The sequence below is a fragment of the Sphingobium sp. JAI105 genome (genome assembly GCF_015752145.1).
Lineage (GTDB): Bacteria > Pseudomonadota > Alphaproteobacteria > Sphingomonadales > Sphingomonadaceae > Sphingobium > Sphingobium xenophagum.
Window position 1 is genome coordinate 2,855,549 of the sequence record NZ_JADOUC010000001.1, and the last position, 20,016, is coordinate 2,875,564.

A 20,016-nucleotide genomic window follows, 5' to 3' on the forward strand; every position below is an offset into this window, starting at 1 on the left:
TCCAAGGCAGCACGCCAGATTTTACGTAACCACTGGTGCCACTAACCGTCGCCATAATTGCGAGTATCGGCATAGCCCGCCCATTTATCACCGCCATAGGAGGGTGATCCGTCCGGCCACCCTCCGGCCTGCCACAAAATGTCGAATGTCTCGTGGAGTGCGCCCGCCAGCGGCGGTCGGAGCGCGGCCAGTGTCAGCACCGGGAGGCCGAGCTCGGGGATACGCATGCGCCGTCCGCCCCCTCGCGCGCGCAACAGATGAACATCGTCGATCCCGTCGAAACCAACCTGGACCAGCGCTGGCCCTTCGAGCCCTAGCTCCAGCGCGATACGCGCCATTCGCTCGAGCGTACGGACAACCTGGCCTTCAAGGTGGCGTCCATCGATGGGGATGTCCGGATCATCGTCGATCCTGCGGCCGATCGTTGCCTGGAACTCAAGATAGCCAGGTCGCACCAGGCGCATTCGCCAGCCGGTTTCAGGATTGTTGCCTTCAGCCGGTCGATGGCGAGGTCCGCAGCTCCACCATTGGCGGCCGTCACTGTCGGTTTCGACCCGGTCCTGCGACGTAGGCGGGAAGAGTAGCTGCGCCCGCTGCACGACTGCGGTATCGAGCCGCCCCCCTTCGGTCGCCACGAGCGGGACGAGACGCACCGTCATGCGCGGTCGCGTGACGATCTCCGGCAGGGCGCCGAGCTGCGGATCGAGTGCGAGTGCAGACAGCGCCTCCATCGCCTGCGCCGGACGTGGATCAGGCTCAGCGACCGGTGGCGCTGTCGCGACACGGATGCGGTCGCGCGCCAGGCGCTCAAAGGCGTCGAGCGCGTCGCCCAAGCTACTCGCCCTACGGTTGAGCTCTGTAATCGCGTGCATCGTTTCCGGCTGCATGCCCTGCGCCCGATCTACATCGGTTTTCGGCCATGCCATGTCCGGATTGCGGTCCATCACATGAATTCGTTCGAACACAAGCGACGCCAGGGACTCAGCAGCTGCGCGCACCGAGACGAAGCTCTCCTGAAGCTGCGCATCGTGAAACTCAAAAGCAGCGCCGACCCAATCCTCATTCATGTCGTGCAACGGGTCGAGGATTGCGCGCCGAAACGGGGTGCCGAAATTGTGCTGGCGCAGAAATTGGCGGAGGCTTTGGCCTAGCTGCTGGCGAACTTGGGCCAGCAGGGCAACGTCGTGTGGATGCGGCTCGGCAAGTACCGCAGCGGCGCGGGTCACGTCGTCAGTCAGGATCGCCCGCAGCGCGACGACAAACGCACCGGTCAACGCATCGCGCGCCACACGCTTGGTCTCGGCGTCGGCACCTTCGGGGCAAGAAAACAAGATCGGTCGGCGCGCATGGCGCAGATCGAACGGCAATTCGTGCTCGTCAGGATGGCCGTAAGCGGTATTCATCACCGCGATCACCCGGCGCCAGCTAACCGCCTTCAACGCGTAACCATGCTCGATGCAGACATTGGGATTGGGGCAACGGCTGTCATTTGCCCGCGTCGCAACAAAGGTCAGATCGGACAGGAAAGCTGTCGCGCGATCGATCTTGCCGAAGATCGTGTCGAGGATCGGTGGCGATCCCGGAACATCGAGCGTGTCCCTGTCGATCGCCAATTCACGATCAGCCAGATCGATGTCGGCATCAGCGTGGAGCTTCCCGATCGCGCGTTCGAGCGCCCGCTCAATGAGGCTGCGACCGACGGGATTTGGGACATCGCTCTGCCATGAGAAAAAGATATGATGTGGCATCCGTTCTAGACAGCCTTTCGGAAGATTGCGCCCGCGACCGGCCCGCCAAAAATCACGCTGAACCCGCGCGGATTTTTCGAAGCCAAACCATATTTCTCGGTCACCGCTCTTCCGGCGTCGAGCGCCTGGCTGCGCGTTGGCCCTGAGCCGCCAGCCACGACCGCGGCACCATGCGAGCGCCGATCCCGGTGGAGGAGGTCGAAGCCGGCGCGGACGCTTTCGTCTATCTGGGAGTGTCTCATGGTCAGAACGGCAGGACGCCGGCGCGGTAGAGTGCAACGACCGCCTCGCGATCGACGAAATCAGTTTCGTGCAGGTCGCGTTGCTCAGGGAAAGATGCGAACAGGGAATGCTGCACAACGCCCAAAATGGGTCGCCGTTGCGGGAATTGATGGGCGGTCAGGTCGTATAAGAGGCCTCCCGTGCGCACCCAGAAATGATGCTCATACTTCTCGGGTTTGGTGCCCCGGACGATCTTAACATCGGTGAGGCCGTACTTTTCCTCAAGCAGATGGGAGAAGATGATCGAAACGCTTTCGCAGCAGTTCCGTGGATAGGAATAGGCGAAGGGGTAGTCGAGTAGTTCCGATCTACGGTTCGCCTTGAGGAAAGCCATCAAAACCCGCGCCGATCGGATGACCTGTTCTTCCAAGGCAAGATTGTCAGCCAATTGGCGAAACCCTGGAAGGGCGATAATTCGCCAGCAGAGCGCCGCGCGCGTGACAGGCAGACATGTGCATGAGCATCGTGTCTTCCGCCCAAGCGCGTTCTTCCGTGCAATCGGTAAAAGCCGAACCGCTCACCCGATCATATTCTCGATCGCAACCTGGACATCGTTCTCGATGATCGCCGCGACTTCCTGATAGATGGCGGCTTCGATATCGACTTCCGCCGTCTCGATCGAGGCGACCAGCGAATAAGGGACTTTGCGCAGCCAGCGTGCGCCCTTCTTCTTGTCTCCCCACCAGCCCTTGACCGGCATCACCCCGATACCGTCCTTCAGCAAAAGATCAGAGGCCGGACCTGTCCAGACGTCATGATGCAACGAGCCCCGTCGCGCGTTGGTCGGCCCGATCGTAAACCGGTCATCCTCGTCGAGATCCTCGGCCTCATAATCCTCGCCGCGCGCCAGCTGATTGACGCGGGCGATCGCCTCATCGGCGGTCTCGTCAATTCCCTTGAGGAAGAACCGCAGCTTTACGGAGGGATAACGATTGGATTGCTGACGTGCCGAGCGTGACGGGTTCGGCTCGACAAAATAGGACAGAGTGAGCCGCAGCCGGACCTCCTCGGGTCCGAGTTGCTCCAGTGCTTCGCGCGGCCATGGCAGCGCATGCCAATTCATCTCGCCAAGCGCGATGCTGGCAGCGCCGCGACGATAGGCCTGAATCTCGTCCTGAACGATCATGGTCAGGGCATTGTCGAAACTGGCAAGCGCGCGCTCGCGATCCGGTTTCCCGAACCCGAAACGCTGCAGCAACGTCGCATAATCCGACCGGTTGGGGTTGCCGGGCAGACGGGCGAGCATGGCGGGCGTCCAGCGCGCCGAATGAATCATGAGTGCCCGGACCGTCTGGGGCGTCGCATCGGGATAGGCGGCAAGGATCGCGGCAGCCAGGCCGCTCGCCGCTGCCGTCGCGGCGCTCGTCTCGCCGGTACAGGTGAAGCGATGCTGCGCGAAATCTCGCGCCGTTGTTACGACGCTCAGATGCGGCGCATTCAGGGTGCCGACCCCATCCTCGTCCGCAACGCGGTTCCCACCTTCCATGACGATGTCCGGCTTGTTGCACAGCACTGGCCTCAGCCATGCCACGCCGGTACGCGACGTCGGGCAAAGGTCCCCTTCGCCGGACACATGGCCGACGGGCTCGTCATCCTCGACCAGATGCGTGCAGGCGCCGACCGTGATCGCGTTCAGCGCCTGCGCTGGCGATCGCATCGGCGAGGCATCGTTGAGCGCGATATGATCATCGACCTCATAGGCCTGCTCATCGATATTGCCCGCGGGGACGAAGAACAGCCGCTGCTTGCCTGGCCGGCCGAAGGCGAGCTGGTCGATTACCGTCGAAAGGCTCGAGGGCCGCCCGTCAGATCGCTCGCGCGGGACGCTCATCGACAGGGAGAAGATGCGGTTGGCGCGATCGGTTCGCTCAACCAGTCGCACCGCGTCGCGGATCGAGGCACCGGGTAAGGGTTGCGCCACGCCCGCTACGGCAGGGGGCAGCACCGTCACGGATTCGAGGCGATGTGTCACCATGACCGGAGCGGCGCCGGCCAACAGCGGTGCGAGATTGTCGTATAGCGCTACCCCGGCCATGCCTGTGCCATGGCCGTGATGGTCCGTCGCGCTCCAGGCCGGATTGATCGTCAGGCAGCGATCGGCAGCCAGAAACGGCGCGAGCAAGGGGTGCCCCCGACGCACGCCGCTATCGAGGATGCACACTCTGGGTGCATCCGCACCCGGCTCGACGATCCGTTCAAGCAGACGGTTCGCAGCCGCTGCCTGCTGACCTGGGGCAAGCTCCAGCAAATGCGCCATGAAAGATGACGCGGCGCGCAGTTCGGCGACCGCTGGCGCCTTGCGGATCAGCTCGCGCAATTGCCGCCGTGTGCATCGTGCCCGAACAACCACGGCTTCCGGAAACTGCAGCCGTCCGCGCTCGATTCCGATATCGAGTTCAGGTGCCGTGTCCCGGATCCAGTCCTCGGTTCCGGGCCGAAGCCACAGCTCCCAGGCAAACATCTCGTCGATCTCGGGGAGGTCGGCGGTGTCGGTCCAAAGGTCGCGCAGTGTCGCGGGTCGAATGCGGGCCAGCCGGTCGAAAAACTGCTCATTGTCGGGTTTCTTGCCCACGTCCGGCTCGCTGTCGGCATAGGCTTCGGTAGCGCGTTTGAACTTGTCGACCTTCTCCGCGCGCATGAAGACGTTGGCCGTCTGTCGCGCCTGGTCGACCTCGACAGAGAGCAGGTCGATGCCGCGACGGCTGGAGTCGAAGAAGGCGAGCGGCATCGGCGTCGCGATGGGCGCCTCGAAGCTGAGATAAACACCTCGCTCGGCCTCCGGCAGCAGCACCTGTTCGGCGATCCGCTGCGCGTTGCGTTCGATCGCCTGCTCGACCGCGCCGACCAGCGCATCGACATGGGCCCGACGATTGCCTCGGGTCACGCGCTGCGTCACGATCCTGGGCGCAACGCCGCGGAACGGAATCGGCTCGCCTCGTCGTCCGACGAAAAGATGGGGGCGGGGATCAGCCATACGGATTAGCCTACGCTGACCTTAGAGCTCAAATCACATGCCCTTGCCGGCGTTCAGCCAGCGCTGAAATCAGGAGATCCGATGACAGCACGCCGTCATAATCCAAGATCGCGATACGCGCCGCGTCGGCCGAGCCGCGCGCAATGTCGCAATGCGACATCTCCTTCGTCTCCTCAAGCAGCCGCGCCCAGTCGAATATGGAAAGATCGAACGTCGTCAGATTGTTCTCGACCACCGCACGCGCCTGTTCGGCATCGGGCAGCCCGTAACTGAAGATCGCGTCGAATCTGCGAAACAGCGCCTTGTCGAGCAGCTTCGCGTGATTGGTTGCGGCCAGAATCAGACTTGTACTGCGATCCTCCTCAAGGAATTTGAGGAATGCCGTCGAAATCCGGCGCGCTTCGCCGACGTCGTTCTGCATCGAACGCTCTGCACCAAGCGCATCGAGCTCATCGAACAGATAGACGCCGCGATTATTGGCGATCGATTCAAAAACCAGTCTCAGCTTGGCTGCGCTCTCGCCCATGAACTTCGTGATGATGCCGTCGAGTTCGATCGTGAACAAAGGCAGTGAAAGTTCGCACGCAAGCGCCGCCGCGGTGCTGGTCTTGCCTGTGCCGGGTGGCCCGCTCAGCAGCAGCTTACGCCGGGGGCTCAAGCCGTGATCGTCGAGTTTCTCGCGCTGACGCTGTTCCTTGACGATCCGCTTGAGCGCGTCGCCCAGTTTGTCCGGCAGCACCAGCGACGACAAACCTTCGGTCGGAAAGCTCGCGGTCAGGATCCCGGCGAGTTCTCCCCGTGGCCGGACCATCGGAATAGGATCACGCGTACGCTCGATCGTCGCAGTCTGATTGCGCGTTTCCTCGACAAGCGTACGAAGCTCTTCCGCGACCCTCGTGTGGCCGCGCTTGGCCGCATCCGCAGCCAGCTGCAACGCAATCTGCGTGAAACGGCTGCCGTCGCCGCGCGCATGGCTGCGGACAAGCGAGATGATCTGAGCTGCGCTCGCCACTATTTCCCCCGGCGCGGTAGCCTTTTGGCTCCGCCTTCCAGTTTGCCTGAAGTCGACAGACACTCCAAGTTCTTTGCGGCCAACCGAATCACGCCAGATATTCCCGTTCCACGAACATTCCCATCTTGCTCCTTAAGCATGCACCCGAACATTGTCGCGTCTCTATCGAATTCTGAACCGGAGTTCCCGGATCTCCGCCGGCTTTGTATCCCACGGCGCGCGGAGCATGAGCTGTAAGCAAATGTCGCCTGGCCGTCGTGGGGTCACCAGAAAGATCTCGCGGCCCTTCCCACCAAAGGATTGCGCTGGCCTGGCGGCGAGCCGTTCAACCTCTAACCCATCAACGTCCCGCGCCTCCCATCGGAAGCCCGTTGCCCCCCCCCCGGGGAGCGCGAGTTCGAGGGACTGGCCCAATCGGGCATCGAGCACAGTCGAACCCTCAGGAACCTCCGTCACCACGGGTCTGCCGCCGTCATGGCCGCTCGACCTCAATACCAATGAACGGGAATTCCTGATCAAGCCCACACTGCCCATAGGCAATCCGGCAAAAGCCGTCCTCGCCCCAGCGTTCGGACCAGCTGTTCTTGATGATCCAGCAGGACGCCTCGTCGTCATAGCCGACGACGCACACGGCATGCAGGCCGACCTCATCGCCGGTCGCATGCTCATAGATTCCACCCGTGTAATAGCGAAAATCGTCGAACACCCGCATGCCGGCGATAACCGGACCGCGGGCTACCGCATAGCGGCGATCCTCGGCGCTATGCGCCGTCTGCCAACTCGAGACACGCAGTGCCGCCGGGATGGCCTTGCATACAGCATCGACACCATAGGGAAGATCCTGCTCGAGGCCGACGCCTTTCGTCGCACGTTCCAGAGCGGGCACGAAGTCCCAGCCGTCCTCGCAGCAATCACCACAGCCGCAAAAAAACAGATCCGCTTCGGCCAGATCGACTGCCGCAGCAGTGCCTTCAGCAATCGCCAATGCGCTCTCCATGGCCGCGCAGGTTGCGAACGCCACACAGGCTCCGCACATATCCTGATATTTGATCGAGCTGACACGGCCGTCGTCCCGCCAGTCGATCTTCGCCGGTCGCTTTCCGCGAAAGGCATCCGGCATCATCGTCGCGACCTGAAGCGCTTCGGCCGCGAGGCTCGCTGGCCTGAGACCGAAGCGGCCCGGCGTCGCTGCCGCCGCGGCGATCGGGGTCTCGCCCGCCGTCCAGCTCAACCGCTTGGCCGCGATTGCCTCTTCAACCTGTGTCAGATCCACCACGTTCTCAATTTCCCCCTTATGGGCCTCAACCTGCCCGACGGATCGTCACCAGTCCATCAGACGCATAGGAGCCGCCCAGAACGACGCCCCGGTTGGATCCGAATATCTGTGCCGAAGGTGTGCCAAAGCGTATTGGCAATGACGTCATCCCAGCCGAGCTGCTTGCAGATATCACTAAGTACTCCGTCCGCCGCAAAGAAATGCGCCTGTCCGCCATCGGATAGAAACACGTATGGATTGCCATTCAGCACGGGCTGAGTACCAGTCTTCGTCACCGAGCAATATAGCCATGCGTCAAACGGCCTCCGCGATATCACCGTCGCCATTTACCGCTTTTGCGGGGCCCCGAGTAGTCGCGCCTTCAGTTCCTCCCGAGCAATAGATATCCCATGCCTCCATCACGGTTCGCCGTTTCGCGAGCGCCCGGCCGCGTCGGTAAGCCCGCTCGGCCTTGCTGCCGACCATGTGAGCCAGCGCCATTTCCACCGTCTCCCGTTCGAAATTGGTCTCTTCACCAGCCCAGTCACGAAATGAAGAACGGAAGCCGTGTACGGTAACGCTGTCTACGCCCATCCGTCTAAGTAGCATCGACATCGCCATGTTCGACAGCTTGCCGCCACGCTGCGCCGGAAAGACTGGTTGGTGAACTCCCGCATTCTTCGGCTTGAGAGCGTTCAGTAGAGCTACGGCGTGATCTGTGAGCGGCACGGTATGCTCGGCCTCGGTCTTCATCCGCAAAGCCGGGATCGTCCACAGTCGAGCCTCGAAATCGACCTCGCCCCAGGTCATGCCGATGACCTCGCCTGTTCGTGCTGCCGTGAGGATAGTAAATTCGAGCGCGCGAGCAGCGATCGCCTCCCGCCGCTTGAGTTTACTGAAAAAGTCCGGCACCTGAACGTAAGGCATCGCCGCATGATGTTCCGTCGGTTTTCGATGCTTAGGCATCATCAGCTCGAGATGTCCCTTCCAACGCGCGGGGTTTTCGCCCGCTCGATGCCCGGCTACCCGAGCTGCATCGAGAACACGCTCGATGCGGCCCCGCACGCGTCGGGCCGTCTCCGGAACCCTCGACCAGATCGGCTGCAGTGCCGCAACGACATCTTCAGTGGCGATCGTGGAAATTTCCATGTCGCAAAGTTTCGCGGCATGGGTTTTCAACGTCGCCCGCCATTGTTTGCGATGCTTGTCGTTGCGAAACCCGCCTTCAATCTCATCGATCAACTTTTCCGCAAAGCCCCAGAAGGTGACCCCACCTTGAAGGCGGGTACGGCGCTTAGGCCCGGGTAGAATTACGTTATCAGGCTCGGACGGTTTCGGCCGTGCCTCGACCCGCTCCGCGATCGGATCGCGTCCTTCGACGAATGCGGCCTTCGCTTCTCCCGCGAGTTTGCGTGCTGTGGCGAGCGATACGGAATCCGGGCTGCCCAATCCCATCTCCCGACGTTGGCCACCCCCAATGAGGATCAGAACCCACGATCGATTTCCGTTGGGTTTTACCAGCAGATAGAGGCCATTGCCGTCGGAGTGCTTTCCCGGCTTCGTGATTGCGGCGACCTGCTTGGCCACCAGTTTATTGCCGAATCTGCGTGCCATCATGACCTCCGCACATTCAGCTGGGAAGCCCGTGGGCCGATATCCAGCCCCAATTCTGTTCCCAATCGTGGCTGCGGCCTACGGCGGTCAGCCACGAACCAGAACGGCCGCAAATTATTTTTCAACGTGCTGGTATCATTAGTTTTTATGAGGTTCTGGATAGTCCGCCGCGGCTCGCGGGAGACCGTCCAGTGGCGGTGCTGTCAGTCTAATGCGAACTCGTCTCCACCAGATGCATTCCAGACGGGAAGGGTAGGGGCCTAGCTCGCGACTGCCTGCCACTCTGCCTGGGCGGCGGAGCGTCTCTCCTTGGATGTTTCTCGAACTACGAGATGGCGTTCCAGCGAGAAGTGGTTTTGCAGCATGGCGTGAACGGAGGCGAATTTTTGTAGCGCCGTCATTCGCCTGAAGCGCAGCATCGCGCGTTCTCGTCGTCGGACACTCGTCCGAAATGGACTATTTTTCGTCCCCCTTCACACTGATGGGTAGCAATCAATGCTTTTCTGTTCTCCGCAGATTGCCGCCCTGTCGATCGGCCAGACAGCCATATTTTTGGAATGCGACTGTCGTTGGGAACGGGCGGGGTGATTTAGAGCGGCCATTGACGATGCGTCGTTGATCATGCATCGATTAATCAGCCTGGCAAAACGCCGGGATTTATCAATACGCCTAGGGGTCCGCATTCATGAAGCGGCAGCTTGAATTTTCTTTGATAACAATCCGCCTCCTGATTGTGCCAGCGCTGGCAGTATTTTCTGAGAGCGCCTTCGGCCAGGATGTCTATTCCGACCCCGCAGGTTCCGGCCCGATCGTGGGCGCGCTGCAATGGCTCCAGGGCACGATGCTCGGCACCGTCGCCACCGTCGCGGCGGTCATGGCAGTCGCTGCCGTGGGCTTCATGATGCTGACCGGCCGCATGAACTGGCGCTATGGCGCAGTGGTGATCCTGGGCTGCTTCATCCTGTTCGGCGCTGCCAGCATCGTGGGCGGCATCCAGTCCGCCGCCTCGCCCGGCTACTGACCGGTGAGCCAGCTCGATCGTGACACGCTGTTCGTGGCACTGGCGCGGCCGCAAATGTTCGCGGGCGTCACCTATAGCTTTTTCGTCATCAACGCGATCGTCACCACCGAGCTATTTCTCGTGCTTAAATCCATGTGGGTGCTGCTGGCGGCGGTCATCATCCATGTCATTGGCTATCTCGCCTGCCTGCGCGAGCCACGGATCTTCGATTTATGGCTGGTCAAGGTCGCACGCTGCCCCCGCATTCCCAACTATCGGCTATGGCGTTGCAATTCCTATCGTCCCTGAGCGCATCGCAGAAGACCGCCCGGCGCGATCGATCGGTAGGTAGTCGGCTGCCCTATGCCGCGCAGATCGATGACAGCACCCTGCTGACCCGGGACGGGCTGCTGATGCAGGTCATCCACCTTGGCGGTTTCCTGTTCGAGACGGCGGATACGGACGAACTCAACTATCGCAAGGCGCTGCGTGATGCGATGTTGCAGGCAGTCGGTTCGTCGCGCTTTGCCCTCTATCATCACATCATCCGCCGCCGCGTCGATACCTCGCTCGAAGCCGACTATACCGACGCCTTCAGCGCCAGGCTGGATGCAGTGCGTGTTTCGGAAAATTCCGGACAGTTATTTCACTAAATCGCGGACAGGCATTTCAGTAAATACGGGACAGTGATTCCGCTAAATCCCGGACAGGGTTTGGGACAGGATCAAGGTTAGGTTTTGTGATGCGCCGCTCTGGCATTGTTGCTCCTCATCGTTGCGATGGGAGGGGTGATGCCAAGGCGGAAGCAGACGAGACGAACCGACGTGAAGGACATGCGATCGATCCTCCGGCTGACCTACGATCAGGGTTTGTCGGTACGGGCCGTGTCAGAGCGGCTGAAGCTTAGCAAGACGACGGTGTCGACCTATTTACTGCGGGCGCGCGAGGCTGGGCTGACAGGCTGGCCGTTGCCGGCCGGCTACGACGACGACGCAGCGATCGAACGGCTGGTGTTCCGCCGTGTCGGCCGCCCTCCTCAGGATCTGGGCGAGCCGGACTGGCCAGTGGTTGCGCGGGAGATCAAGCGCAAGGGCGTGACGCTGGTTTTGCTGTGGCAAGAATATCGGGCTGCCCATCCCAATGGCTATGGCTATACCTGGTTTTGCGATCGGTTCCTGTCCTTCCAGCGGCGGACCCATGTCAGCTTTCGCAATCGGTATGAGGCGGGCGCCGTCCTGCAAACCGATTATGCCGGGCAGACTGTGCCGCTGATCGATCCTGTGACGGGCGTCATCACCCAGGCACAGATCTTCGTAGCGGTGCTGGGTGCTTCATCCTTCACCTTCGCAATGGCCAGCTTGAGCCAGCAGTTGCCGGACTGGATCGACGCGCAGTGCCGGGCATTGGCCTTTGTTGGCGGCGTTCCGCGCGCGATCGTGTGCGACAATCTGAAAGCGGGCGTTGCCAAAGCGCTATGGTTCGAGCCCACGCTCAGCGCGACCTTTGCGGCGATGGCCGAGCATTACGATACGACGATCCTGCCTACCCGGAGCCGGCGGCCGCGCGACAAAGGAAAGGTCGAGGGCGCAGTGTTGATCGTGGAGCGCTGGATCCTGGCGCGGCTGCGCAATCGGCGCTTCTTCAGTCTGGCGGATCTCAATGCCGCGATCGCGGACTTGCTGGTTGATCTCAATGATCGGCCCATGCGCCATGTCGGCAAATCCCGTCGCGCAATCTTTGACGAGATCGAACGGACGGCATTGGCGGCGTTACCTACGTCGGTGTTCGAATATGCCGAGTGGAAACGCGCCAAGGTCCATCCTGATTATCATGTCGAGGTCGACAAGACCTTTTACTCCGTGCCGCACGGACTGATCGGCCGGCAGGTCGATATCCGCCTGACGCATCGAGTGGTCGAGATCTTCTACGATCATGCGCGGGTCGCCAGCCATATGCGGACATCGCAGCGCCGTGGGCACGTTACCGTGAATGAGCACATGCCCAAGGCGCATCAGCGCTATGCGAATATATCGCCAGCGAGCCTGATCGAGCGCGCCAGGAAAACCGGTCCTAACACAGCGACGTTCGTGGAAAGGCTGATGATCGACAAGCCACATCCCGAGCAGGGCTATCGCTCCGCCATGGGCGTCCTCTCGCTGGCCCGGCGCTACGAGCGCGATCGGCTTGAAGCCGCCTGCGATCGAGCGCTGGTGATCGGCGCCGTTACCTACTCATCCCTCAACGCCATCCTCAAGGCCGGGCTCGACAAGATCCAGCCGACAGCGGGGCCGCTCAAACCAACACCGGCGCACGACAACATCCGTGGCGGGTCCTATTATCAATAATGAAAGGACGATCTTGTGCTGACGCATCCTACCCTTGATCAAATGCATAGCCTGGGGCTAGCGGGCATGGCGGCCGCGTGGCGCGACATTGCCGAGCAAGACACCGCTGGCGATCTGACCCGAGACGAATGGCTCGGGCTCATGCTGGACCGCGAGATCGCCACTCGCGCCGATCGACGGCTGACTAATCGTCTTGCCAGCGCGAAACTGCGCTTTGTCGACGCCTGTGTCGAAAATATCGACTTCGGGGCGCATCGCGGACTGGATCGCCGCAATATCCTCTCGCTCGCACAGGGTGCCTGGCTCAAGGCAAATGAGAATCTCATTATCACCGGCCAAACCGGCACGGGAAAAACGTGGCTGGGATGTGCGTTCGGGCGACAGGCGGCGCGCCAGGATCACTCCGTCTTATATCTGCGCATGCCGCGCCTGTTCGAGGATCTTGCACTCGCGCGCCTCGACGGTCGCTTCCCACGCGTCGTCGACAAGCTTGCCCGCGTTCAGCTGCTCATTCTGGACGACTGGGGTACCCATAGTCTCAACGATCAGCAACGCCTTGATCTGCTCGAAATCTTCGAGGAACGGTATCGCCGCAGATCCACGCTCATCACCGCCCAGCTCCCCGTGGCGGCCTGGCACGAAATGATCGGCGAGCCCACGATCGCCGATGCTATCCTCGACCGCATCGTCCACAATGCCCATCGCATCACGCTGAAAGGAGACAGCATGCGGCGACAAAAAGCTCCGCATGGCTTGACCCAGGAAGCAAATATCGAAATCACTCAACCCTGACAGCAACCAGGCATCCACTGCCTACACCAGCTGTCCCGGATTTACTGAAGCGCTTGTCCGGGATTTAGCGAAGCAGCTGTCCGACTTTTGCGAAATACGCAGGATGCAGCATGGCGTGCGCGGCTCGGCACACGCAGCCTCTATGTCAACGACCTGTTCCTGACGATCGTGCGCCGTCCCATGCAGGGACGCAGCGGTACCGCCGACCGACTGTCCCGCAAATTCCTTGGCGGAACTTCCGATGTCGCGGATCGCGCAACCGACCTGCGCGCGCTCGATGCTGCCAGCGACCAGGTCGTGGCTGCGCTGGGCCATTACAAGCCGCGTATCTTGAGCGCCTACGACACGCTCCACGGTCCCTGTTCGGAACCGCTGGAATTTCTCTCGATGATCCTCAATGGCGACATGCGCCCGGTTCGACTGCCTGAGGGTGATGTCGGCGAGTATCTGCCCTACCGCCGGATCAGCTTTGGCCAGGACATGGTCGAACTGGGAGCCGCCGCCGACCTGCCCCGCGAGTTCCAGGCGATGCTCTCGATCAAGGATTATCCAGGCCAGACGACGCCCGGTATGCTCGATGATCTGCTGCGCCTGCCGGTCGAACTGGTGGTAAGCCAGAGTTTTGGCTTTGTCGATCGGCAGGCAGGGCTTGGCCGGATGAACCTTGCCTTGCGCCGGATGCGCGCAACCGACGATGAAGCGATCAGTCTGCGCCAGTCGCTCAGCGGAGCGAAGGATGACCTCGCGGGAGGTCGCGCCGCCTTTGGCGAGCATCATCTGACCATTGCGGTGCGCGGCACCGATATGGCGGCGGTCGATGGCCATGTTGCCGAAGTGCAATCAACCCTCACCGATCTTGGCCTGATAGCCGTGCGCGAAGAGATTGGCCTTGAAGCGGCCTGGTGGGCGCAGTTTCCGGGGAACTTCCCCTATGTCGCCCGGCGCGCGCTGATCTCGTCGCGCAACTTCGCCAGCCTCGCCAGCTGCCATAATTTTCCAAGCGGTCGAGCCACCGGCAATCATTGGGGCGATGCGGTCACCATCCTGGAATCAACCGCTGCTGGTCCCTATCATTTCAACTTCCACCAGGGCGATCTGGGTAACTTCACCATCATCGGCCCTTCGGGGTCGGGCAAGACAGTGGTACTCAACTTCCTGCTGGCGCAGGCGCGCAAATTTTCCCCGCGCATCATCTTCTTCGACAAGGATCGCGGCGCGGAACTGTTCATCCGCGCGATTGGCGGGGTCTATGACATATTGCGCCCAGGCATGGCCGCAGCGCTCAATCCGCTCCAGATCGATGACACACCCGAGAACCGCCGCTTCCTGATCGACTGGATCGGCCGCCTGGTTGCCCGTCCCGGCGAACCGCTGACGCCGGAGGAACTGCACCGGATCCAGGAAGCGGTCGATGCGAGCTATGGTGCGCCCCATGCCCATCGCCGCCTGCGCTATTTCGCGCAACTGTTCCGGGGCAGCGAACGTCCCCATGCCAATGACCTGTGGTCGCGCCTGCGTCCCTGGTGGGGCGAGGGCGAACATGCCTGGCTGTTCGACAATGCCGAGGATCGCACCGACATCGCCGCGCAGACGGTCGGGTTCGACATGACCCGGATATTGGATACGCCGACATTGCGCACGCCGGCGATGATGTATCTCTTCCACCGCGTCGAAGAACGGCTAGACGGCACGCCTGCCATCATCGTGATCGATGAAGGCTGGAAAGCGCTCGATGATGATATTTTCGTCCAGAAGATAAAGGATTGGGAAAAGACGATCCGAAAGCGCAACGGCATTGTCGGCTTTGCGACGCAGAGCGCGGAAGATGCTTTGTCCAGCAAGATCGCCAGCGCCATCGTCGAGCAGGCGGCAACCCAGATATTCATGGCCAACGCCAAGGCGAGGCGCGAGGATTATTGCGACGGGTTCGGGCTCACCTCCCATGAATATGATCTTATCCGCAGCCTGCCCGACAGCGCCCATTGCTTCCTGATCAAGCATGGTAATGACAGCGTGGTGGCGCGTCTCAACCTGGGCGGCGAAAGCGATATCCTCACCATATTGTCAGGCCGCGAACGCACGGTGCGTCTGCTCGATGACATCCGTGCGCAGGTCGGCGATGATCCCGACGACTGGCTGCCCCGGTTGCTCAAGGTCGCCTGATGGAGAGTTGCGCGCCCTTCGATGCTGCGCAGGGCTATGCCATGGCGCTCACCAGTTACATCGACTGCCAGGCGAAACTGTTGGGCGAAGGCGGCTATGCGGCGCTCTCGGCCAGCAATTCGCCGGTCATCATCGCACTGGGCGGACTGCTGACGATCCTCATCGCCTTCCAGGGCTACCGCCTGCTGCTGGGCGATCAGTTGCATGTCCGTGATGGCGTGCTGCTGGCGGCCAGGATCGGGCTGGTGCTGGCCTTCGCGACCCAATGGCCCGCTTATCGCACTATCGTCTATGGCCTGACCGTGGAAGCGCCTCAGGAGTTGACCGCCCTGCTGCCAGGCGCTGGCGGTGGATCGGGCCGTAGCTTTCCCGCGCGATTGCAGACCAGCTATCAGGCCATAGCCGAGGTGACGCGCCCATCGCCAAGCCTCGCCCCGCCATCTGCGCCACAGCAAGGCGCAGACGGTCCAGTCCCGCAGCAAAAACTGCCCTTCTCGCTGGCAGGCAATCCTGTGTTGATGGCAGCAGGTATTGCGCTGCTCGTATCAGGCCTTGCGATCCTCATCACGGTGCGATTGATCGCCGGATTGCTGCTGGCGCTTGGGCCGCTTTTTTTCGCCTGCCTGCTCTTCGATACGACGCGCGGCCTGTTTGAAGGCTGGGTGCGGGCCTTGCTGGGCACAGCGGTCGCCAGCACGACCACCGGCGTGCTGCTCGGTATCGAGATGTCGATCATCGAACCACAACTGTCCGCGCTGATCGAGGCCATGACGGTCGGCACATTGCCGGTCCTGCTTCCTGGCGAAGTGCTGGCGACGGTTCTGATCTTCACCCTTGCACTGCTGGTTGCGCTTGTGGTCTCTTTGCGGATCGGCGGCGGCTTTCGCTTCGTGGGACGCAGCGTAGCGGTCGGCGCACAATTGGTCCAGCAATGGCGAACCGTGGCGCAGACGCAAATGGCGCAGTCGGTTGCGTCCCGCAGCGACAACCCGGAGGAAAGCCGTTCCCGTGCAGCACTGATTGCCGATGCGATCAGGATCAGCGACGATCAGGGGAACGCCCCTGCTCTTGGCCACCGCAGGCTGGAGATCTCGCAGCAGAATGAGAACCCCGAACGAGCGGTTGTTACCATCCAAGCGACACCCCTCGGACAAAGCCACAGGCGTTCGACCAGTATGCGCAGAAGCAAGAGTATGAGCCAGCGGAACGGCACGATATGAAGGATAAGAGCTTGGCTGGCGACGCGCCCGTTACCGACCGCGACACTTATTATGCCCGCGCCGCCAGTTGGGCGGAGGACGGGCAGGAAAAGCTGCGCCTGTCCCGGCGTATCGCCTGGCTCGTTGCGGGCATTGCCTGCGGCGTCGCCCTGTTCGAGGCGGTCGCCATCGCGCTGATGATCCCGCTCAAGACCGTGGTGCCTTATACGCTGCTGGTCGATCGCACGACCGGCTATGTCCAGATGCTCAAAGGCGATGATCGCCAGACGCTGGTTCCCGATCAGGCTCTCACCCAGTCGCTGCTCGCGCAATATGTGATCGCGCGCGAAGGGTTTGATATTACCAGCGTGCCTGCCGATTATCGCAAGGTCGGTCTGTGGTCGGCCCAGCGGGCGCGCAGCGACTATCTGGCGATGATGCCCGCTTCCAATCCTGCCAGCCCGTTCCAGCGCTTTCGGCGCACGACAGTGCTTGCGGTCCATATCAAGAGCGTATCGCCGCTTGGCCCCGGCACCGCGCTGGTGCGGTTCGAGACCGAGCGCAAGGATCAGGGTCAGGTCGAGGGGCCGCGCGATGCATGGGTGTCGGTCGTGCGCTACCGCTTTGTCGATGCGCCGATGTCGATGGAAGATCGGCTGATCAATCCGCTCGGCTTCCAGGTGCTGCACTATCGCCGCGATCAGGAAGCGCTGCCTGATCCTGCGCCGGTCACGCTGTCAGCCCCAGCGCAGACCCTGACGGCTCCACCAACCGCAATGCCCGCCAGTCCAATCGCGCCCAGGACGACGCAGCAGTGAAGCGGCTCTTTCTCGCCCTGCTATTGGTGGCAACCTCAGCGACGGCGGAGGTCGTCCCGCAGCCTTCTCCCGGCGATCCCCGTATCCAGACGGTCGATTATGATGCCGATCAGGTCGTTCGCCTGAGCCTCGCGGCAGGCTATACGCTCAGCCTGGAATTTGCCGCCGACGAGCGGATCGAGAATGTTGCAATAGGCGAGAGCGGCGGTTGGCAGGTGACGCCCAACAAGCGTGCCGACCATCTGTTCATCAAGCCGACCGAAGGGGCCAGCGAGACCAACCTCATCGTCTTGACCGATGCGCGGCGTTACAGCTTCATCCTCTCGCCATCCGGGCAGATGATGGGAGTCAGCCCCTATGTCGTGCGCTTTCGCTATGCCGGGATCGACATGGCTCCGCCCACGGTGATCAGCGAGGCGCGCGCGTCCTATCGCGTGCGCGGCGCGAAGGAACTGATCCCCAGCGCCATGTCCGACGATGGCCTGGCAACGACCATCAACTGGCCAGCCGAAGTTGCTATTCCTGCCATCTATGCGGTCGATGCACAGGGACAGGAGACGCTGATCAACGGCGCGATGCGCGATGGTGCGTTTGTCGTCGATGCGATCGCGTCGCGCTTCATCTTTCGCGCGGGTAAGCGCAAGGCTGTCGCGACCCGTCAAACGGGCAGGGGGGCATCATGAGCGTCGAGGCGGATGACCCAAGGGACGATCTCGATCAGCGGGATGTGAGGCCAGTCGTGGCCATGCCGCGGGCAGGCCTGTCAGGCGCAGGCATCGCCCTTTTGTGCGCGGTCATCGGGATCGGGCTCTTCTTCATCCTCGACGCCAACCGGCGTGGGAAAGAAGCCGATGCGGCCAAAGGGCAGCCAAGCCAGGCAGCTATCATGTCACCACAGCCCCTGGCGATACCGCTAGCGCCGGTCGACCCCGAACCGGTCGCGGCTGCGCCGATCACGCCGGTTCTCACACCACCAGTGCCGGCAGTGAGGCAATCCTCTTCACCTCCGCCAAGCTACGCGCCGCCAATGGCCATGGCGCAGCCGCCAATGCCAGACGCTTCTCCCGCTCGCGCGCCAGCATCATCGGGGCAGGCGTCTCCCCTCATCATTGACCTGGCATCTGCCGATGGCGGTGGAAATAGCGCGGACGCCGCTGGCGCGGCAGGCGACGATCAGGCTGTGCGCGCCAGCGTCATTCGTAACCGTTCCAGTCTTGTGCCGCAGGGGGCGATGATCAGCGCGGTTCTCGAAACCCCGATCGACAGTCGCCGTCCAGGGCTCGTCAGGGCGGTTGTGTCACGCGATGCACGCGGCTTTGATGGCACCCGCGTCCTCATCCCGCGCGGTAGCCGTCTGATCGGTGAGGCAGCAGGCGACATGAAGGCAGGGCAGAGCCGTGTCCTCGTCACATGGACCCGGCTGATCCGGCCCGACGGCGTCGCGATCCGCATTGGCTCGCCTGCCGCCGACGTGCTGGGCGGCGCGGGGATCCGGGGCAAGGTCAATAATCATTTCTTCGAGCGGTTCGGCAATGCCGTGCTGCAATCCGCACTCACCATCGGCGTCAACATCGCATCGCGCCCCCGAAGCAATTCCGTGATCGTGGGCTTGCCGGGCCAGATCGGGGCGACCGGACAAAATCTCTTGCCCAACCTCGATCAGGCACCCACGATCAAGGTCGGATCGGGCGCTGAAATATCGGTGTTCGTGGCAAGGGACCTGGATTTTAGCGGCGCGGGCCTGCGTCCATGACCGGCCACGTCAAGCCGGTGCCGGACGGAACCCAGGGTTCACCGCCGTCCGACTTTCCATTCCTCGACGCCTATCTGGCGCCTATCTCGTCGGTCCTTGTCCAGCCCGATGTCACCGACATCTATATCAATCATCCTGGTGAAATATGGATCGAGCGTCTGGGCGGCGGCATCGAATGGCAGGGGGTGCCGACCCTGACCGAAGCGGGCCTGTGGCGGCTTGCCCGCCAGATTGCCAGCCTCTCCCACCAAGGGATCAACCGCGAGCATCCGCTGCTCTCGGCTCGCCTGCCTGACGGGTCGCGCGTGCAGATCGTCGCGCCGCCCGCGACCAGGGGGCCGTTGGCGATGGCGATCCGCCGCCACGTGTCGGCAGATCTGACGCTGGACGATTATGCCAGTAGCGGCGCGTTTGCAGGGCTGGATGAGCAAGCCCGCGACGAGCCTTCCACCGACAACGCCAGCCCCGCTGCGCTGCTGGCCGAGGCGGTGCGGCAGCGCAGGACGATCCTGATTTCAGGCGGCACCTCGACCGGCAAGACCACCTTCCTCAACGCCCTGATGCGCGAGATCCCCGATCACGAACGGCTGATCCTGATCGAGGATACGCCCGAACTCCAGCTCAGCCATGCCAACGCCATCGGCCTGGTGGCGGTTAAGGGAGAGCTTGGGGAAGCGCGGGTGACGGCTGATGATCTGCTCCAGGCGTCGCTGCGGATGCGGCCAGACCGGATCATCCTGGGCGAATTGCGGGGCAACGAGGCCTATACCTTTCTGCGCGCGATCAACACCGGGCATCCAGGCTCTATGACCACCATCCATGCCGACAGTCCGGCCAAGGCGATCGAGCAGCTTGCCCTCATCATACTCCAGTCCGGCACGCGGCTGAGCCGGGAGGATGTCGCCCACTATATTCGCGGGACGGTCGACCTGTTTGTGCAATTGGAGCGGCGGGGCGGGAAACGGGTTGTGCGTACAATCGCCAGCAAGGGAGACGTCGCGAATCCATCATAGCATTTCAACCTGGCCATCAAAAATGGGACGCGAGACTGTAGGGCGGCT

16 protein-coding genes and 3 pseudogenes are annotated in these 20,016 nt (G+C 62.1%); 11 read left to right on the plus strand and 8 right to left on the minus strand.

The genetic code is table 11. The features are described from left to right. Window positions 1-41 precede the first annotated feature (41 nt). The 8 genes and pseudogenes from IWY39_RS13695 to IWY39_RS24615 all read right to left on the minus strand — a co-directional run. A complete protein-coding gene (locus IWY39_RS13695; protein ID WP_107126285.1) occupies window positions 42-1,748 on the minus strand; it encodes a hypothetical protein in 1,707 nt (568 codons plus the stop codon). Between the two features lie 244 nt (window positions 1,749-1,992). After that, window positions 1,993-2,418, minus strand: a complete 426-nt coding sequence (locus tag IWY39_RS13700) for a hypothetical protein (protein WP_107126287.1) — start codon at window positions 2,416-2,418, stop codon at window positions 1,993-1,995. Between the two features lie 129 nt (window positions 2,419-2,547). Next, entirely contained in the window at window positions 2,548-5,004 is a 2,457-nt protein-coding gene (locus tag IWY39_RS13705) for a S8 family peptidase (RefSeq protein WP_107126288.1), read from the minus strand. A gap of 28 nt (window positions 5,005-5,032) precedes the next feature. Then, a complete protein-coding gene (locus IWY39_RS13710; protein WP_107126289.1) occupies window positions 5,033-6,016 on the minus strand; it encodes an ATP-binding protein in 984 nt (327 codons plus the stop codon). 162 nt (window positions 6,017-6,178) lie between these two features. Beyond that, window positions 6,179-6,550, minus strand: coding sequence for a protease inhibitor I42 family protein (locus IWY39_RS24610; protein ID WP_409994385.1), 372 nt, complete (start codon window positions 6,548-6,550; stop codon window positions 6,179-6,181). Then, window positions 6,489-7,292 carry a C1 family peptidase gene (locus tag IWY39_RS13720; RefSeq protein WP_145169889.1) on the minus strand — a complete coding sequence of 268 codons (804 nt, stop codon included), beginning with the start codon at window positions 7,290-7,292 and terminating at the stop codon, window positions 6,489-6,491. Before IWY39_RS13720 ends, IWY39_RS24610 begins: the two co-directional genes overlap by 62 nt. Window positions 7,293-7,586: 294 nt before the next feature. Further along, entirely contained in the window at window positions 7,587-8,888 is a 1,302-nt protein-coding gene (locus IWY39_RS13725; RefSeq protein WP_229380794.1) for a tyrosine-type recombinase/integrase, read from the minus strand. A 257-nt stretch (window positions 8,889-9,145) separates the two neighbouring features. Next, window positions 9,146-9,322, minus strand: a pseudogene (locus IWY39_RS24615) (IS6 family transposase); the annotation flags it as partial. A 248-nt stretch (window positions 9,323-9,570) separates the two neighbouring features. Here IWY39_RS24615 and IWY39_RS13730 point away from each other — a divergent pair. From IWY39_RS13730 to virB11, 11 genes and pseudogenes are all read left to right on the plus strand, one after another. Continuing rightward, window positions 9,571-9,906, plus strand: a complete 336-nt coding sequence (locus tag IWY39_RS13730) for a TrbC/VirB2 family protein (protein ID WP_107126292.1) — start codon at window positions 9,571-9,573, stop codon at window positions 9,904-9,906. 3 nt (window positions 9,907-9,909) lie between these two features. After that, on the plus strand, window positions 9,910-10,194 hold the full coding sequence (locus IWY39_RS13735; protein WP_107126256.1) for a type IV secretion system protein VirB3: 285 nt from the start codon (window positions 9,910-9,912) through the stop codon (window positions 10,192-10,194). After that, window positions 10,167-10,496 (plus strand): annotated as a pseudogene (locus IWY39_RS13740) (VirB4 family type IV secretion/conjugal transfer ATPase); the annotation flags it as partial. The gene IWY39_RS13735 and the pseudogene IWY39_RS13740, both read left to right, overlap by 28 nt. Before the next feature lie 180 nt (window positions 10,497-10,676). Beyond that, window positions 10,677-12,230: an IS21 family transposase gene (istA, locus tag IWY39_RS13745; RefSeq protein ID WP_107126060.1), complete on the plus strand. Its 1,554-nt coding sequence runs from the start codon at window positions 10,677-10,679 to the stop codon at window positions 12,228-12,230. A gap of 42 nt (window positions 12,231-12,272) precedes the next feature. Further along, a complete protein-coding gene (gene istB / locus IWY39_RS13750) occupies window positions 12,273-13,022 on the plus strand; it encodes an IS21-like element helper ATPase IstB (RefSeq protein WP_231377638.1) in 750 nt (249 codons plus the stop codon). Window positions 13,023-13,124: 102 nt separating this feature from the next. Next, window positions 13,125-15,185: pseudogene (locus IWY39_RS13755) on the plus strand (VirB4 family type IV secretion/conjugal transfer ATPase); the annotation flags it as partial. Then, window positions 15,185-16,405, plus strand: coding sequence for a type IV secretion system protein (locus tag IWY39_RS13760; RefSeq protein ID WP_107126294.1), 1,221 nt, complete (start codon window positions 15,185-15,187; stop codon window positions 16,403-16,405). The pseudogene IWY39_RS13755 and the gene IWY39_RS13760, both read left to right, overlap by 1 nt. Continuing rightward, the gene (locus tag IWY39_RS13765) at window positions 16,402-17,202 is read left to right on the plus strand and encodes a virB8 family protein (protein WP_107126295.1); all 801 of its coding nucleotides are present in this window, start codon (window positions 16,402-16,404) and stop codon (window positions 17,200-17,202) included. The genes IWY39_RS13760 and IWY39_RS13765 overlap by 4 nt, the downstream gene beginning before the upstream one ends. Further along, window positions 17,199-17,885, plus strand: coding sequence for a TrbG/VirB9 family P-type conjugative transfer protein (locus IWY39_RS13770; protein WP_261376146.1), 687 nt, complete (start codon window positions 17,199-17,201; stop codon window positions 17,883-17,885). Before IWY39_RS13765 ends, IWY39_RS13770 begins: the two co-directional genes overlap by 4 nt. After that, the gene (locus IWY39_RS24050) at window positions 17,882-18,955 is read left to right on the plus strand and encodes a TrbI/VirB10 family protein (protein WP_231377527.1); all 1,074 of its coding nucleotides are present in this window, start codon (window positions 17,882-17,884) and stop codon (window positions 18,953-18,955) included. Before IWY39_RS13770 ends, IWY39_RS24050 begins: the two co-directional genes overlap by 4 nt. Next, the gene (gene virB11, locus IWY39_RS13780) at window positions 18,952-19,968 is read left to right on the plus strand and encodes a P-type DNA transfer ATPase VirB11 (protein ID WP_107126235.1); all 1,017 of its coding nucleotides are present in this window, start codon (window positions 18,952-18,954) and stop codon (window positions 19,966-19,968) included. Before IWY39_RS24050 ends, virB11 begins: the two co-directional genes overlap by 4 nt. Window positions 19,969-20,016 lie beyond the last annotated feature (48 nt).

Excerpts from the sequence above, each read along its gene's own strand:
- IWY39_RS13730 (WP_107126292.1), top strand. The coding sequence starts at position 9,571 with ATGAAGCGGCAGCTTGAATTTTCTTTGATAACAATCCGCCTCCTGATT.
- istB (WP_231377638.1), top strand. The coding sequence starts at position 12,273 with ATGCATAGCCTGGGGCTAGCGGGCATGGCGGCCGCGTGGCGCGACATT.
- IWY39_RS13760 (WP_107126294.1), top strand. The coding sequence starts at position 15,185 with ATGGAGAGTTGCGCGCCCTTCGATGCTGCGCAGGGCTATGCCATGGCG.
- IWY39_RS13765 (WP_107126295.1), top strand. The coding sequence starts at position 16,402 with ATGAAGGATAAGAGCTTGGCTGGCGACGCGCCCGTTACCGACCGCGAC.
- IWY39_RS24610 (WP_409994385.1), bottom strand. The coding sequence starts at position 6,550 with ATGGGCAGTGTGGGCTTGATCAGGAATTCCCGTTCATTGGTATTGAGG.
- istA (WP_107126060.1), top strand. The coding sequence starts at position 10,677 with ATGCCAAGGCGGAAGCAGACGAGACGAACCGACGTGAAGGACATGCGA.
- IWY39_RS13695 (WP_107126285.1), bottom strand. The coding sequence starts at position 1,748 with ATGCCACATCATATCTTTTTCTCATGGCAGAGCGATGTCCCAAATCCC.
- virB11 (WP_107126235.1), top strand. The coding sequence starts at position 18,952 with ATGACCGGCCACGTCAAGCCGGTGCCGGACGGAACCCAGGGTTCACCG.
- IWY39_RS24050 (WP_231377527.1), top strand. The coding sequence starts at position 17,882 with ATGAGCGTCGAGGCGGATGACCCAAGGGACGATCTCGATCAGCGGGAT.
- IWY39_RS13725 (WP_229380794.1), bottom strand. The coding sequence starts at position 8,888 with ATGATGGCACGCAGATTCGGCAATAAACTGGTGGCCAAGCAGGTCGCC.
- IWY39_RS13705 (WP_107126288.1), bottom strand. The coding sequence starts at position 5,004 with ATGGCTGATCCCCGCCCCCATCTTTTCGTCGGACGACGAGGCGAGCCG.